The 12,651-nt window shown below is 64.5% G+C and carries 12 protein-coding genes and 2 pseudogenes; 7 read left to right on the top strand and 7 right to left on the bottom strand.

The annotated features are described in order from the left end of the window. Window positions 1-24: 24 nt before the first annotated feature. The 4 genes from RT028_RS01735 to zur all read right to left on the bottom strand — a co-directional run bounded on the left by RT028_RS01735 (window position 25) and on the right by zur (window position 2,891). Complete coding sequence (locus tag RT028_RS01735; protein WP_312931748.1) at window positions 25-732, bottom strand: PA5502 family lipoprotein; 708 nt, start codon at window positions 730-732, stop codon at window positions 25-27. Window positions 733-860: 128 nt separating this feature from the next. Then, window positions 861-1,643 carry a zinc ABC transporter permease subunit ZnuB gene (znuB, locus tag RT028_RS01740; protein ID WP_312931750.1) on the bottom strand — a complete coding sequence of 261 codons (783 nt, stop codon included), beginning with the start codon at window positions 1,641-1,643 and terminating at the stop codon, window positions 861-863. Continuing rightward, window positions 1,636-2,409, bottom strand: a complete 774-nt coding sequence (gene znuC, locus RT028_RS01745; RefSeq protein WP_312931752.1) for a zinc ABC transporter ATP-binding protein ZnuC — start codon at window positions 2,407-2,409, stop codon at window positions 1,636-1,638. Before znuC ends, znuB begins: the two co-directional genes overlap by 8 nt. Continuing rightward, window positions 2,406-2,891 (bottom strand): zinc uptake transcriptional repressor Zur, encoded by a 486-nt coding sequence (zur, locus tag RT028_RS01750; protein ID WP_312931754.1) that lies wholly within the window; start codon window positions 2,889-2,891, stop codon window positions 2,406-2,408. Before zur ends, znuC begins: the two co-directional genes overlap by 4 nt. Window positions 2,892-2,956: 65 nt before the next feature. On the opposite strand from zur, the gene RT028_RS01755 reads away from it, so the two are divergent. Beyond that, window positions 2,957-3,892, top strand: coding sequence for a metal ABC transporter solute-binding protein, Zn/Mn family (locus RT028_RS01755; protein WP_312931783.1), 936 nt, complete (start codon window positions 2,957-2,959; stop codon window positions 3,890-3,892). A gap of 59 nt (window positions 3,893-3,951) precedes the next feature. Here RT028_RS01755 and RT028_RS01760 read toward each other — a convergent pair whose 3' ends face one another. Then, window positions 3,952-4,902 carry a homoserine kinase gene (locus RT028_RS01760; RefSeq protein WP_312931756.1) on the bottom strand — a complete coding sequence of 317 codons (951 nt, stop codon included), beginning with the start codon at window positions 4,900-4,902 and terminating at the stop codon, window positions 3,952-3,954. Window positions 4,903-4,971: 69 nt separating this feature from the next. Continuing rightward, window positions 4,972-5,259, bottom strand: a complete 288-nt coding sequence (locus RT028_RS01765) for a DUF2782 domain-containing protein (RefSeq protein ID WP_312931758.1) — start codon at window positions 5,257-5,259, stop codon at window positions 4,972-4,974. Window positions 5,260-5,334: 75 nt separating this feature from the next. Between RT028_RS01765 and polA the strand changes: the two genes are divergently transcribed. Beyond that, the gene (polA, locus tag RT028_RS01770) at window positions 5,335-8,100 is read left to right on the top strand and encodes a DNA polymerase I (protein WP_312931761.1); all 2,766 of its coding nucleotides are present in this window, start codon (window positions 5,335-5,337) and stop codon (window positions 8,098-8,100) included. A gap of 401 nt (window positions 8,101-8,501) precedes the next feature. Here the strand turns inward: polA and yihA are convergent, their stop codons facing one another. Further along, window positions 8,502-9,134, bottom strand: coding sequence for a ribosome biogenesis GTP-binding protein YihA/YsxC (gene yihA / locus RT028_RS01775; protein WP_312931763.1), 633 nt, complete (start codon window positions 9,132-9,134; stop codon window positions 8,502-8,504). Between the two features lie 207 nt (window positions 9,135-9,341). Between yihA and RT028_RS01780 the strand changes: the two are divergent. From RT028_RS01780 to RT028_RS01800, 5 genes and pseudogenes are all read left to right on the top strand, one after another. Then, window positions 9,342-9,639: pseudogene (locus tag RT028_RS01780) on the top strand (c-type cytochrome). A 31-nt stretch (window positions 9,640-9,670) separates the two neighbouring features. Further along, entirely contained in the window at window positions 9,671-10,288 is a 618-nt protein-coding gene (locus tag RT028_RS01785; protein WP_312931766.1) for a c-type cytochrome, read from the top strand. Between the two features lie 181 nt (window positions 10,289-10,469). Beyond that, on the top strand, window positions 10,470-11,120 hold the full coding sequence (gene dsbA / locus RT028_RS01790) for a thiol:disulfide interchange protein DsbA (protein WP_312931768.1): 651 nt from the start codon (window positions 10,470-10,472) through the stop codon (window positions 11,118-11,120). Between the two features lie 11 nt (window positions 11,121-11,131). Then, window positions 11,132-11,986, top strand: coding sequence for an endonuclease/exonuclease/phosphatase family protein (locus tag RT028_RS01795; protein ID WP_312931770.1), 855 nt, complete (start codon window positions 11,132-11,134; stop codon window positions 11,984-11,986). Between the two features lie 70 nt (window positions 11,987-12,056). Then, a pseudogene (locus RT028_RS01800) lies at window positions 12,057-12,651 on the top strand (hypothetical protein); the annotation flags it as partial.

Consider the following 12,651-nt stretch of genomic DNA (forward strand, 5'->3'; position numbering starts at 1 on the left):
CCCCGTTTCGTTTGTGTGTGTGATTCAGGGTTTGGCAGGAATCAGCACGGCCTGTGCGCTGAGCGTGCGCTGGATTTCGTGGCGCTGCTTGAGGCTGAACCCGGGATCGAGGCTGTGCACACGTTTTTTCAGCAGCGTCTTGAGCCAGGGCGCGTCTTGTTTGCGCGGGACCTGGAACACCACTTCGCAGTTGTAATTGATCGCATCGGTAGCGATGTCATCGAGCTGGCGCCGCATGGCAGCGATATCGGTGGTGTGCAGGGCAACCACCGTGCTCGGCGCCGTCGGGTCGATGACCCGGGCCTTGGGCTTGGCTTCGGCAGCCTGCACGGCGGCCTCTGCCCGTGCCAGTTCGGCCTTGCGCGCCTGAGCTACCGAGTCGCCGCCGACCACGGCCGGGGCCTGTGGCATCAGCGCGCGGGCCCGGGCCAGTGCAGTCGCTGCGGCGTTGACGTCGCCTTTTTGCAACACGATCTGGCTGCGTTGCAGGTAGGCCTCGGCGAGCTGGCGCTGGTATTGCTCCAGGCGAGGGTCATCCGGCGAGCGGGCTTGCAGCGCGCCGAGCTGATCTTCGGCGGTCGCCAGCTCATGGCTGGCGATGGTTTGCTGCAGCTGCTCCCAGGCATCGGGCTGGGCGGCCACGGGCGGTGCCTCGACCGGCTTGCTGGCACAGGCGCCGAGCAACAGCGAAAAGACAGCAACGAGTAGATAACGGGTGGCGAACGGCTTCATTCCTGCGACTCTCTAATTGCGCAAAAAGCGAGCAAGTCTACACCCAGGTGCGCACGCTCGAAAACAGGTCTTACAGACCCTTTACCGGGGAAAAGGTTGCAGGGTGCGCTGGTGCGCACCCTGGCGCTTCAGCGTTTTGGCAGGGCCAGGCTCAGCAAGAATAGCACTGCCGCGCAGACCACGATCGACGGGCCAGCGGGGGTGTCCTTGAACCAGGACATCGCCAGGCCTGCGCAGACTGCCGTGATTCCCAGCAGGCTGGCGCCCACCGCCATTTGCTCGGGTGAGCGAGCGTGACGCTGCGCTGCCGCCGCCGGGATGATCAGCAAGGAGGTGATCAGCAGCACCCCGACGATCTTCATCGCCACGGCAATCACCACCGCAATCAGCAGCATCAGCGCCAGGCGCAAACCGGCCACGGGCAGGCCTTCGACCGTGGCCAGCTCTTCGTGCACGGTCACTGCCAGCAGCGGGCGCCAGAGCACGGCGAGCAGCACCAGCACCAGCGCGCTGCCACCCAGAATCCAGCCCAGGTCGGTGGGGCTGATGGCCAGCAGGTCCCCGAACAGGTAGCCCATCAGGTCGATGCGCACATCGTGCATGAAGCTCAGCACCACCAGGCCCAGCGACAAGGTACTCGGCGCCAGGATGCCCAGCAGGGTATCGGAGGCCAGCGGCTGGCGCTGTTGCAGGGTCACCAGCAGGAGCGCCAGCAGCAGGCAGCCGATGGTCACCGCCAGGGTCGGGCTGACATCCAGGGCAAAGCCCAGCGCCACCCCGAGCAAGGCCGCGTGTGACAACGTGTCGCCGAAATAGGCCATGCGCCGCCACACCACGAACGATCCCAGCGGCCCGGCCACCACGGCCAGGGCCAGACCTGCAAGCAGGGCATACAGAAGGAAATCAGCCATGCTTGCAGTGCGCTCCGTGGACATGGGGGGCAGGTGTGACGACCGCGCCATGCAGATCATGGCTGTGGTCGTGATGATGGTGGTAGATGGCCAGGTTCGACGCCGTCTGGCCGAACAGCTCGACGAAGGCGGGATCGCCGCTGACCTGCTCCGGGTGGCCCGAGCAGCACACGTGGCGGTTCAGGCACACCACCTGATCGGTGGCACTCATCACCAGGTGCAGGTCATGGGAGACCATCAGCACGCCGCAGCCATAGCGGTCACGCAGGCGGGTGATCAGGCGGTACAGCTCGGACTGGCCGACCACGTCCACGCCCTGCACCGGCTCATCCAGTACCAGCAGCTGCGGCTTGCGCAGCAGCGCACGGGCCAGCAGCACGCGCTGCATTTCCCCGCCCGAGACGGTCTGTACCGGGCTGTCGATGACGTGTTCGGCGCCCACTTCCTGCAAGGCCGACAGCGCCGTGGCGCGGTCCACCCCTGGCACCAGACGCAGAAAACGCAGCACCGAGAGCGGCAAGGTAGGGTCGACCTGAATTTTCTGCGGCATGTAACCGATGCGCAGGCGCGGCTTGCGCCAGACCGTGCCACGGTGCGGCTTGAGCAGGCCCAGGACGGCGCGGACCAAGGTGGTCTTGCCCGCGCCGTTGGGGCCGATCAGGGTCACGATCTGCCCTGGGGCGACGGCCAGGTCGATGTGCTCGAGCACCGTTTCACCGGCAAAGCTGACGCCGACCTGTTCCAGGCGGATCAGGGCCTCGCTCATGCCGCATTCCGGCAGTTGCCACACAGGCCGACCACTTCCACGGTCTGGGTTTCAACGCTGAAGCCCACGTCGGCTGCGCTGCCGACGATGGCCTCGCTGATGCTCGCCTGCTCCAGCTCAAGGGCTACATGGCAGACCCGGCAGATCAGGAACTGGCCTTGGTGGGCATGCTCCGGGTGGGTACAGCCGATGAAGGCGTTGAGCGAGGCAATGCGGTGGACCAGGCCGTTGTCCAGGAGGAAATCCAGGGCGCGGTAGACGGTGGGCGGCGCGGCGCGGCGGCCGTCTTGCTCACTCAGCACGGCGAGGATGTCGTAAGCACCCAGCGGCTTGTGGCTCTGCCACACCAGCTCGAGCACGCGCCGCCGCAGGGCGGTCAGACGCAAACCCTGGCGGGCGCAGATGACATCGGCTTCGCTCAGCGCACTGTGCACGCAGCGAGAGTGATCGTGGGGGCGATGGGCCAGCGGTGTGATGGACATGGGCAGCGACGGTTCTGGATGGAGACGTTATTATGTTACCTCTTCTGTCCAGTCGAGTATTCCCCGTGGCCCGATTCCTGGCATTTTTTGTCGCTTTCATTACTTTCTCGGCCCATGCCGAGGTGCGTGTGCTGACCAGCATCAAGCCGTTGCAGCAGATCGCTGCGGCGATTCAGGACGGCGTTGGCAGCCCCGATGTGCTGCTGCCACCCGGCGCTTCGCCGCACCACTACGCGCTTCGCCCGTCCGACGTGCGCCGGGTCGCCGATGCCGACCTGCTCTACTGGATCGGCCCGGACATGGAAAACTTCCTGCCGCGGGTGATCGGCTCGCGCAGCAAGCCGACGGTGGCGGTGATGACGCTCAAGAACATGCACCTGCGTCATTTTGGCGAAGACAGCCACGGCCATGACGATCATGACGGTGACCAGGCCCACGAGGCCGCTGGCGCCGACGAGCATGATCACGACCACCGCCCCGGCAGCCTGGACGCGCACCTGTGGCTGTCCACGGCCAACGCCCGCGTGATCGCGAGAAAGATGGCTGCTGACCTGGGCCATGCGGACCCGGCCAACGTTGCGCGCTACCATGCCAACACGCTGGCCTTCCTCGAACGCCTCGACGCCTTGGATGGGCGAATCAAGACCCGCGTGGCGGGTGTTGCCGACAAACCCTTCTTCGTCTTCCACGAAGCGTTCGACTATTTCGAGGCGGCCTATGGCCTGAAACACACCGGCGTCTTCAGCGTGGCCTCGGAAGTGCAGCCCGGCGCCCAACATGTGGCGGCCATGCGCGAGCGTCTGCAAACGGTCGGCAAGACCTGCGTGTTCAGCGAGCCGCCGATGCGTCCGCGCCTGGCCGAAACCCTGACCGCCGGGCTGCCGGTGCGGCTGGCCGAGCTGGATGCGCTGGGCGGCACCGACCCGGTCGACAGCAAGGGCTACGAGCGTCTTTTGGAAAAGCTGGGTAACGACCTGGCCGGCTGTCTCGAACAACTCTGAGCGCTATCAGCCGGCTTCAGGCACGACAAGCCGGGCGACGCGCGCGCCCGGCCGATACCTCACAAGGCGAAGGGCAGCTTCAACGTGATCTGCTGACGCTGCGCCAGGCGCACCTCGAAATCGCGTGGGTCATGGATCATCACGTCCATGCCGGCAAAGGACTTGGCGGCGATCAAGCGGGACAGCCAGAACCGCACGCAGGCTACGCGCAGCATCACCGGCCACAGTTCGGCTTCGCCTGCGGTGAACGGCCGCAGCGCCGCGTAGGCACCGAGCAGCGCCTGGGCCCGGGGCAGGTCGAGGGCGCCATCGGCGGTGCTGCACCAGTCATTCAGGGTGATGGCGATGTCGTACAGCATCGGCCCGGAGCAGGCGTTGTAGAAGTCGATCACACCGGTCAGGTGGGTGCCTTCGAACATCACGTTGTCGCGGAACAGGTCGGCATGCAGGTTGGCCTGCGGCAGCGCCATGATCTTGGCCTGATGCGCTTTGATCTCGGCGAGCGCGCCATCGAGCAACTGTCGCTGGGCGTCGTTCAATTCGGCAGTCAGCGCTGCGCCAGACGCCAGCATCCAGTCCAGCCCACGATCGGTGCGCCGCGCGATGATGCGCGCGCGCGTGGCCAGGTGAATGTGCGCCAGCAGCTCGCCGACCTGGGCGCAGTGCTGGTTGTTCGGGGTCTGGATGTGCTTGCCGTTCAGGCGCGGTTGCAGCAGTGCGGGCTTGCCACACAGCTCGCGCAGGGCGTTGCCGTCACGGTCGCGCAGGGCGAAAGGCACGGGCATGTCGGCCTCGTGCAGCACATCCAGCAACTCGATGAAGAACGGCATGTCTTCGCTGGGGCCGCGCTCGATCAGCGTCAGCACGAACTCACCCTGCTCCAGGCTCACGAAGAAATTGCTGTTCTCGGTACCGGCGGCGATGCCTTGGAAATCCAGCAGACGGCCCAGTTGATAGGGCGCCAGAAAGGTTTCCAGCTCAGGCCGGGTCACGGGGGTGAAAACTGACATGATGAAAAACTGCCCATGCGGGCGCCGCCTGGTTGGTAGCGCCGGTTGATGTGAACGGTACGGCTCAGATTACCACTCGAAGATTTTCCACGAGGGAATCAGCATGTCCGGCTGGTCGGAGCGAATGAAGTTGCCGTCCGAGCCATCTGCGCGTACCAGGAAATAAGGTTTGCCGTGTTTGGGCGTGACTTTGATCGCATACAGGAAGCCGTTTTGCCGGTATTCCTGAATCGTGCGGTCGCCTTCCGTGCGAATGGTCACTTCGGGATCGGCCGAAGGGGCGTCGTCCGCCGCCAGGACGACGACTGGCATGGTTGCCAACAGGCCGAGCAGTAACAGGCGATTGAATGTCCGCATGATAACCTTGTCCCTTTATCGTCAATGATTCTGGCTATTCTAGCGCCGGACCCGCCGAAAAGGTTGATTGCCCTCATGAGCCTAGCGCCCCTCGTCCTGGTGGACGGTTCCTCTTATCTGTACCGCGCGTTCCATGCGCTGCCACCACTGACCACCAGCAAGGGGATGCCCACCGGTGCGGTCAAGGGCGTGCTGAACATGCTCAAGAGCCTGCGCCGCCAGTACCCCGACAGCCTGTTCGCGGTGGTCTTCGACGCCAAGGGCGGCACCTTCCGCGATGCGCTGTTCGCCGAGTACAAGGCCAATCGCCCGAGCATGCCGGATGACCTGCGTGTGCAGGTCGAGCCCCTGCACGCCAGCGTGCGTGCCATGGGCTACCCGCTGCTGTGCATCGAAGGCGTCGAGGCCGATGACGTGATCGGCACCCTGGCCCGCAGCAGCGCGGCGCAGAACCGGCCGGTGATCATCTCCACCGGCGACAAGGACATGGCGCAGCTGGTCGATGGCCACATCACCCTGGTCAACACCATGACCGGCAGCGTGCTGGACATCGCCGGCGTGCACGAAAAATTCGGTGTGGGCCCTGAGCACATCATCGATTTCCTGGCGCTGATGGGCGACAAGGTCGACAACATTCCTGGCGTGCCAGGCGTGGGCGAAAAGACCGCCGTGGGCCTGCTGACCGGCATCGGCGGCGGCCTCAGCGAGGTCTACGCCAACCTCGACAAGGTCGCCGGCCTGTCGATTCGCGGCGCCAAGACCCTGGCCAGCAAGCTGGAGGAGCACCGCGAGGCGGCGTTCATGTCGTACGAGCTGGCCACCATCAAGATCGACGTGCCGCTGGACATCGAGGTCGAGGCGCTGGTGTGCGCCGAGCCTGATCGCGAAAGCCTGATTGCGCTCTACACCGAGATGGAGTTCAAGAGCTGGATCGCCGACGTGCAGCGCGAGGCGGTCAAGGTGGGTGACGTGGTAGCCCCGGCCAAGGCGCCGGTGGAAAAGGTCGAAGCCCGGTACGAGGTGATTCTCGACCAGGCCCGCTTCGACCATTGGCTGGCGCGCCTGAACAAGGCTGCGCTGTTCGCCTTCGACACCGAAACCACTGGCCTGGATGCGCAGCAGGCGCAACTGGTCGGCCTGTCGTTTGCCATCGACCCGCATGAAGCCGCCTACGTGCCGCTGATGCACGATTATGAAGGCGCCCCACTCCAGCTCGACCGCGACAGCGTGCTCCTGGCGCTCAAGCCGCTGCTGGAAAACCCGGCCAAGGGCAAGGTGGCGCAGAACGGCAAGTACGACATCAATATCCTCGCCAACTGCGCCATCGGGGGTGACCAGGCCAATGGCATCGAGATGCGCGGCGTGGCCTATGACACCTTGCTCGAATCCTACGTGCTGAATTCCACCGCCACCCGCCATGACATGGACAGCCTGGCCCAGCGCTACCTGGAGCACACCACGGTCACCTTCGAGGACATCGCCGGCAAGGGCGCCAAGCAGCTCACTTTCAACCAGATTCCGTTGGACAAGGCCGGCCCGTACGCTGCCGAAGACGCCGACATCACCTTGCGCCTGCACCACGCGCTGCAGGCGCTGCTGGCGCAAACGCCCAGCGTGCAGCCGGTGCTGATGGACATCGAAATGCCGCTGGTGCCGGTGCTGGCCAAGATCGAGCGCCAGGGCGCGCTGATCGACTGCGACCTGCTGGCGGTGCAGAGCCTGGAGCTTGGCAGCAAGCTGGCCGAGCTCGAGCAGGAGGCCCACACGCTGGCCGGCGAGCAGTTCAACCTCGGCTCGCCCAAGCAGCTGGGCATGATCCTCTACGACAAGCTGGGCATGCCGGTCCTGAGCAAGACCTCCAAGGGGCAGGCCTCGACGGCCGAGGCGGTGCTCGATGAGCTGGCGCAGATGCAGTACCCGCTGCCCAAGGTGCTGATGCAGTACCGCACGTTGAGCAAGCTCAAGGGCACCTATACCGACAAGCTGCCACTGCAGGTCAACCCGCGCACCCAGCGCATTCACACCTCGTATCACCAGGCGGTTACCGCCACGGGGCGGTTGTCGTCCAGTGATCCGAACCTGCAGAACATCCCGATCCGCACCGCCGAAGGCCGGCGTATCCGCCAGGCGTTCATCGCCAGCCCAGGCTACCGGCTAGTAGCGGCGGACTACTCGCAGATCGAGTTGCGCATCATGGCTCACCTGGCCCAGGACGAAGGCTTGCTGCATGCCTTCCGCAACGACCTGGACGTGCACCGTGCCACGGCGGCCGAGGTCTTCGGCGTAGCGCTGGAGGCGGTCAGCAACGACCAGCGGCGCAGCGCCAAGGCGATCAACTTCGGCCTGATCTACGGCATGAGTGCCTTTGGCCTGGCGCGGCAGATCGGCGTCGACCGCAAGCAGTCGCAGGATTACATCGACCGCTACTTCGCCCGCTACCCCGGCGTGCTGGCTTACATGGAACGCACCCGCACCCAAGCGGCGGAACAGGGCTTCGTCGAGACGATCTTCGGCCGCCGCCTGTACCTGCCAGACATCAATGCGAAGAACCCGGCGCTGCGCCGCGGCGCAGAACGCACCGCGATCAACGCCCCGATGCAAGGCACGGCGGCAGACATCATCAAGCGCGCGATGGTCACCGTGGATGCCTGGCTGACGGAAAGCCAGCTCGATGCGCGGGTCATCCTGCAGGTGCACGATGAACTGGTGCTGGAAGTGCGCGAGGACCTGGTCGAGCAGGTGTCCGAGCAGATTCGCCTGCACATGAGCGCTGCGGCGCAATTGGATGTGCCGTTGCTGGTCGAAGTGGGGACCGGCGCGAACTGGGATGAGGCGCACTAGGGCGTGACGCAGCGGCCGGGCCTGCGGCAGCCAGCCGTGGGCCCGTACTAGCGCTTTGCTGGCCCTTACCGGCTTTACATGAAACTGATGAATTGTTGCCCGGGCCCAGGAACTAAAGGGGTGAAACCCGACTCAGACGTACTGAATGGCTGGTGAAGCCGTTCATGCTCCTATGTTGTGTTAAGTGTTGGCAGATATCCGGACCCCGCCCCTAGCGGTCCGGACTTGGACCCCGAACTTCCCCCTCCCCATACGAAGTCCGGGGTTTTTTTTGCCTGCGATCTGGCGGCAGATGCGCTGAGCGCGACGGCGAACCCCTTGAAGACCTGCGTCTGGGCTGGATGAGGTGCGCCGTGAAGGCCCGCTGCAGCGGGCCCTGATGTGTCAGTGATGCTGGCCGGTCATTCGACTGCTTTGTCTTCCAGTTCCATCCACCCGGCAAGCACGCCGTACGCTTCTTCCAGCCCCTGGCGCTTGGGCGCCGAGAACAGCTGGATGGTGACGCCTTCACCCCAGCCCTTGCGAATCTCCGCCTGCACCTTGAGCAGGGTGTTCTTGGCTGCACCGAAGGTGAGCTTGTCGGCCTTGGTCAGCAGGATGTGCATCGACATGCCACTGGCGCGCGCCCAGTCGAGCATCATCTTGTCGAAGTCGGTCATGGGGTGGCGCACGTCCATCATCAGAATCACACCGCGCAGGCATTCGCGTCCGCCCAGGTAGGCTTCGAGGTGGCGCTGCCAGTGCTGCTTCAGCGGAATCGGCACTTTCGCGTAGCCATAACCCGGCAGGTCGACCAGGCGCCGTTCCTCATCCAGGCTGAAGAAGTTGAGCAACTGCGTGCGGCCTGGCGTTTTCGAGGTGCGCGCCAGGCTGGCGTGGGTGAGGGTATTCAGGGCGCTGGATTTGCCGGCGTTGGAACGGCCGGCGAAGGCCACCTCGTAACCCTGGTCGTTGGGGCATTGATCGACCTTGGCAGCGCTAAGGGCGAAGGTGGCTTTCTGGCAGAGGCCGAGGATGGGGTTCTTGACTTGCATGGGATATCCGATGTGGGTGTTGCCGAGGCCAGGCATTGCGGCCCCTGCGGCAAGCGGTGTCGTTTCCGTTTGGATGGCGGAAGTATATAATGCCCCAGTTTTTGTGTGCGCATTATCCCAGCGTAGGACGATGTGCACGGGGAGCCGAACAACAGCTAGCGCATTAGAACGCAGCCGGCCCCCAACCCTGAAAGGTCATCGCGCACGATGAAATGGCAGCTGCTCGCCAGTCTGCGCATACCGGGTTCAGGCGCTCAGGCTACACAGGGTTCCGAGGCGTTGTACAACCGCACGTGTGCGGCGTGTCACGCCGGGCAATGCCACAGACACCGAAACACGGTGACCGGGCTGCCTGGGAACCCCACTGGCGCAGGGTATGCAAGGGCTGGTGACGTCGGTCATCCAGGGTTTCAAGGCTATGCCGCCGCGTGGATTGTGCACGGACTGCAGTACCGAGGACTACCGGTTGGTCATCCTCTGGATGATCGGCAGTCCCGATACATAACATTTCACTCTTAGCCGTGTTGGATTAGCTGATGAACAAACTATTCGTGAGTCTGCTGTTGACCTTTAGCGTCGCCGGTGTGGCCAGTGCTGCACAACCGATCAAGGGCGATGCTGCCGCAGGCCAGGCCAAGACGGCCGTCTGCGGTGCCTGTCACAACCCCGATGGAAACAGCCTGGCGCCCAATTTCCCCAAGTTGGCCGGTCAGGGCGAGCGCTACCTGGAAAAGCAGTTGCACGACATCAAGAGCGGCAAGCGCAGCGTGCTGGAAATGACCGGCATGCTGGAAGGCTTGACCGATCAGGACCTGGCCGACATTGCCGCCTATTTCGCCAGCCAGAAAGGCTCGGTCGGCGCGGCCGACCCCAAGCTCGTCGAGCGAGGCCGTGCGCTGTTCAATGGCGGTGACCTCGACAAAGGCATGCCCGCCTGTACCGGCTGCCACTCGCCCAATGGTGCGGGCCTCGAGCTGGCCGGCTTCCCCCACCTGAGCGGGCAGCACGCGCAATACGTGGGCAAGCAGCTTACCGACTTCCGCGAAGGCAACCGCACCAACGACGGCGACGCCATGACCATGCGCACGATTGCCGCCAAGCTCAGCAACAAGGACATCGAAGCCGTTTCGAGCTACATCCAGGGCCTGCATTAACGTTCGGTTAATGCACGGCAGTCAGCATCCGCACGCCCCTGCAGGAACGGAGAATCCGCGCCTGCAGTGGCCCCATGCGCTTTTTTAGGCGTACTGCCGTTACACTACAGAACTCGCCCCTTTCCGACCTGTCACAGCACGGTCGGCCTCAAGGCGACCCATGACTGCCCAGGAGTGAAGCATGCGTAAACTGATTCTCAGCGCCACGCTGGTTGCCGCCAGCGTATTCGGTATGACCAGCGTCCAGGCTGCAGAGCCTGCCCAGGCGGGTCAGCAGTACATCGAGCTGAGCAACCCCGTCGCCGTTTCCCAGCCTGGCAAGATCGAAGTCGTCGAGCTGTTCTGGTACGGCTGCCCGCACTGCTACCACTTCGAGCCAACCCTCAATCCCTGGATCGAGAAACTGCCGGCCGACGTCAGCTTCAAGCGGGTCCCGGCCATGTTCGGCGGCCCTTGGGATGCCCACGGCCAGATGTTCCTGACCCTCGAAGCGATGGGTGTGGAGCAGAAGGTCCACGCGGCCGTGTTCGATGCCATCCAGAACCAGCGCAAACACCTGACCAAGCCCGATGAAATGGCCGAGTTCCTTGCCACCCAGGGCGTCGACAAAGACAAGTTCCTGGCGACCTTCAACTCGTTCGCCATCAAGGGCCAGGTCAATCAGGCCAGGGAACTGGCGAAAAAGTATGAAATCACCGGCGTGCCGAGCATGGTCGTCGATGGCAAGTACCGTTTCGACCTGGGCACTGCCGGCGGTCCTGAGCAAGTGCTGAACGTGGCTGATCAGCTGATCGCCAAGGAACGCGCCGCCAAGACCCAAGCCGCCCAGTAGGTGGCGATGCCATGCGCCGCCTGAGCCCCCTGCGCAACGTTGGCCTGCACCAGCCGCGGGTCAACGAGCATCACCTGCAGGCCCCCGGCCTGCCGGATGATGGCCGCCTGCGATTGCTCAGTTTCAACATTCAGGTCGGCATCAGCACCGAGCGCTACCACCACTACCTGACCCGCAGCTGGCAGCACCTGCTGCCGCACACCGGGCGCGCCGGCAACCTGCAGAAGATCGGCCAGCTGCTGGCCGACTTCGACCTGGTGGCTTTGCAGGAAGTGGACGGTGGCAGCCTGCGTTCGGGCTATGTGAATCAGGTCGAGCACCTGGCCCAGCTCGGCGCCTTCCCGTACTGGTACCAGCAGCTCAACCGCAACCTGGGGCGTTTCGCCCAGCACAGCAACGGCGTGCTCAGCCGGCTCAAGCCCCATCAGCTGGAAGATCATCCCCTGCCGGGCCCGTCCGGGCGCGGCGCGATTCTGGTGCGTTTCGGCGAAGGCGAAAACGCGCTCGTCGTGGTGATGATGCACCTGGCCCTGGGCGCCAAGACCCGCACCCGCCAGCTGGCCTATATCCGTGAGCTGATCAGCGGCTATCGGCATCAGGTGCTGATGGGCGACATGAATACCCACGCCTCTGACCTGCTGGAACACTCGCCACTGCGCGACCTGGGCCTGGTTGCCCCGCAAATCGAGGCGACCTTTCCGAGCTGGCGGCCACAGCGCTGCCTCGATCACATTCTGCTCAGCCCATCGCTCACCCTGGAGCGTGTCCAGGTGCTCGCGCAGCCGATCTCCGACCACCTCCCGGTGGCCGTCGAGATTCGTTTGCCTGACGCCCTGACTGTGGCTAACCTGCCGGTCCTGGGCTAGCGGCCTGATCACCTCTTCCCCCTCTTGCAGACCGCCTCCCGCCATCACCCCTCCCTAGTGGAACCTGGGCATGACAGACGACGCCGAGCGTTGGAAAGAAAAGTACCTCAAGAGCCTTGAGCAGCAGGAACAGCTCGAGCGTCGCTGGGATGCGCGTCTCGACTTGCTGCGCCGTGGCCTGGTACGCAGTTCGCTGGCCGCCGAGGGCAGCGACAAGGCGGTCGATGAATGCATGAAGGAGATGCGCGAGGTGATTCGCGCAGACAGCATGGATGCGGGCCTCGCAGCACTCATCCCGCGTCTGGAGAGGGCGGTACTCGATTCCGAGCACCGCCGGGAAACCCGCATGAACCAGGTGCGTGAAGCGCTCACCTCCCTGGTGCAGCAGTTGCAGAGCCTGCCGTTGCCCAGCGAGCAGACTCGCGCCCTGAAGAAACTGGCCAAGAAGCTCGACGGTGGCGTCAGCCAGTCCCGCGAGTTGCCGCCGTTGCTGGGTGAACTCAGTGGCCTGCAGGAACGCGCCCTGGCCGTGTTGCGCAATCCCGCGCACGACGCGCGCCCCGGCCTGTTGCAGCGCTTGTTCGGCGCGCGCGAGGCAGAGCCGACGGCACTGGCCGACGCCGCTACGCCGGTGACCGGGGACCCCGCGAGCGAGCGGGCTGGCG

The sequence above is a fragment of the Pseudomonas sp. genome, from assembly GCF_032058845.1.
Taxonomy (GTDB): Bacteria; Pseudomonadota; Gammaproteobacteria; order Pseudomonadales; family Pseudomonadaceae; genus Aquipseudomonas.

Bases quoted from the DNA above. Each gene is read 5' to 3' on its own strand.
- RT028_RS01785 (WP_312931766.1), top strand. From the start codon at position 9,671: ATGAACAAACTATTCGTGAGTCTGCTGTTGACCTTTAGCGTCGCCGGT.
- polA (WP_312931761.1), top strand. From the start codon at position 5,335: ATGAGCCTAGCGCCCCTCGTCCTGGTGGACGGTTCCTCTTATCTGTAC.
- dsbA (WP_312931768.1), top strand. From the start codon at position 10,470: ATGCGTAAACTGATTCTCAGCGCCACGCTGGTTGCCGCCAGCGTATTC.
- RT028_RS01735 (WP_312931748.1), bottom strand. From the start codon at position 732: ATGAAGCCGTTCGCCACCCGTTATCTACTCGTTGCTGTCTTTTCGCTG.
- RT028_RS01795 (WP_312931770.1), top strand. From the start codon at position 11,132: ATGCGCCGCCTGAGCCCCCTGCGCAACGTTGGCCTGCACCAGCCGCGG.
- RT028_RS01760 (WP_312931756.1), bottom strand. From the start codon at position 4,902: ATGTCAGTTTTCACCCCCGTGACCCGGCCTGAGCTGGAAACCTTTCTG.
- zur (WP_312931754.1), bottom strand. From the start codon at position 2,891: ATGTCCATCACACCGCTGGCCCATCGCCCCCACGATCACTCTCGCTGC.
- yihA (WP_312931763.1), bottom strand. From the start codon at position 9,134: ATGCAAGTCAAGAACCCCATCCTCGGCCTCTGCCAGAAAGCCACCTTC.
- RT028_RS01765 (WP_312931758.1), bottom strand. From the start codon at position 5,259: ATGCGGACATTCAATCGCCTGTTACTGCTCGGCCTGTTGGCAACCATG.
- znuC (WP_312931752.1), bottom strand. From the start codon at position 2,409: ATGAGCGAGGCCCTGATCCGCCTGGAACAGGTCGGCGTCAGCTTTGCC.
- znuB (WP_312931750.1), bottom strand. From the start codon at position 1,643: ATGGCTGATTTCCTTCTGTATGCCCTGCTTGCAGGTCTGGCCCTGGCC.